A 1,831-nucleotide genomic window follows, 5' to 3' on the forward strand; every position below is an offset into this window, starting at 1 on the left:
ATTTATGGCATGGATTTGTGGGCTGATTTAGCTCTCAATTTAATTGCTCTCAAACCTCATAAACGCTTATTTTTTCAACGTGGTTTTCAGGCTCTTTTCCTTATGAGACAAGCTGTTTAGCCTCCTTATCACCCGGTAAGTTGATTTTTAGTTTAGGGTATTTAACATAAAATTATATGTAGATAAATACCCGATTTTTTCAAGAAGTAGTGTATCTGGATGTAAAGTTGTTTAATTCAGAAATTGCTTGAGTTGCTATTCAGATCATGGAGCTATAATTTCTAAAGTTGGGAAATATGTACGGTAACGATTGACATCTCTAGTTAAAAGTATCATATTTGCAATTGCAGCATGATCGCCTATATAAAAGTCGGGTAAAGGTGATCTTTTAGTTCCTCCTTGTTGACGATATTTGGCAAAGCATTTTCCAGCTAAAAATGCTGCTTCCCAAGGTAATTCTAAACGATGAAAAACATTGAGAGGTAATACAGCTTCTAATTCTTCAATTTTTTGAAAACCAATGGAAATTTCTGCATAAATAATGGGGTTAATATTTAGTTGAGTTTGTTCAGCATATTCAGTTAATTTATTAGATGACCACTCAAAACAATTTGGATCTTCTGTGACAATATCGAGAATTATGTTGCTATCAACCAGTATTTCTTTCATTAATCTTGTCTCGTTAGTGCCATAATTTCATCGGTGGTCATTTGGACTGTAGCTTTACCTCGCATTATTTCTATCAGATTTTTACCGGGAGTGGGTTTAATTTTGGATTTTTTTATGTAAACTGCATCTCCGATGATTTCAAATTCTACTTCTGTGTTGGGTGTTAATCCCAATCTTTCTCGTATTTATACGGGAATAGTTACTTGTCCTTTGGATGTGATTTTCATATTTTTATTGTCAGGTAAGAATTTTATTACTTTTAGTATTACATATTTCCGAATCATCGGCAATAAATTATGCTTTGAGTATTTTCTGGAAATTTTTAAACTCATCCTAAATATATTGCTTTAATATTTCAACTGTAGCCATTCCTGTTTTTTCCCAACTAAATTGATCTGCTCTTTTTATCCCTTGTTCTGAAAGTTTTTTTCTAGTTTCTGCATCATTAATAATAGTTTGCATTGCTGCTGTAATTTCTTGTATGTTATGGGGATTAATTAAAATTGCAGCATCTCCTGTAACTTCTGGAAGGGAGGAAATATTAGAAGTGATAACTGGAGTACCACAGGCCATTGCTTCTAATACTGGTAAACCAAAACCTTCCCACAAACTGGGGAAAACTAATGCAAGTGCTTGATTTATAATTGTTGGTAATTCGTGGTAAGGTACATAGTTGAGGAATTTTACTAAATGATTTATTCCTAATTCTTCAACTTGTTTTTCTAATAATGGTGTGTAACGTTTATCTGTTGGTCCAACTAACCATAGTTCATAGTCGTTTGTGTTAGTTAGTGCGGAAAATGCAGTGATTAGACGTGGCAGGTTTTTGTAAGGATCTTGACGGCCGATGTATAGGAAGTAGTTTTTAGTAGGAAGGTTAAGAAAGCGGAAATGTGAGCGATCGCAGGCTAGGGGAATTGGTGTTATTTTATTACTTGAGATTTGGTAAAATTTGGTGATATCGTTAGCTGTTGCTTCAGAGTTACAAATTATATGTTGTGCTTGGTTGAGGACTTGGGGGGTGTAGTAACGGTGATATGGTGTTAGAGGTGAAAAGGGTTTGGGAAAGCGTAATGGGATCATGTCGTGTGACATGACAATAAAGCGACAGTTTTTGTATAGTGGTGCTTCAGGGATGGGGGAGAATAGCAGGGTAGATTTA

3 protein-coding genes are annotated in these 1,831 nt (G+C 34.7%); all 3 read right to left on the minus strand.

Going from position 1 to position 1,831, the window contains the following annotated elements; genetic code table 11:
• Positions 1 to 264 precede the first annotated feature (264 nt).
• Positions 265 to 669 carry a type II toxin-antitoxin system VapC family toxin gene (locus FFR48_RS27635; RefSeq protein WP_137669550.1) on the minus strand — a complete coding sequence of 135 codons (405 nt, stop codon included), beginning with the start codon at positions 667 to 669 and terminating at the stop codon, positions 265 to 267.
• On the minus strand, positions 669 to 842 hold the full coding sequence (locus tag FFR48_RS27640; RefSeq protein ID WP_201277702.1) for an AbrB/MazE/SpoVT family DNA-binding domain-containing protein: 174 nt from the start codon (positions 840 to 842) through the stop codon (positions 669 to 671). Before FFR48_RS27640 ends, FFR48_RS27635 begins: the two co-directional genes overlap by 1 nt.
• 160 nt (positions 843 to 1,002) lie before the next feature.
• A partial coding sequence (locus FFR48_RS27645; RefSeq protein ID WP_137669551.1) for a glycosyltransferase family 4 protein occupies positions 1,003 to 1,831 on the minus strand: 829 nt, incomplete at its 5' end.

This window comes from Sphaerospermopsis reniformis, from assembly GCF_005402885.1.
Taxonomy (GTDB): domain Bacteria; phylum Cyanobacteriota; class Cyanobacteriia; order Cyanobacteriales; family Nostocaceae; genus Sphaerospermopsis; species Sphaerospermopsis kisseleviana.

What these genes read in the sequence shown, in the direction of transcription:
- FFR48_RS27635 (WP_137669550.1), bottom strand. Translation starts at nt 669, where the DNA reads ATGAAAGAAATACTGGTTGATAGCAACATAATTCTCGATATTGTCACA.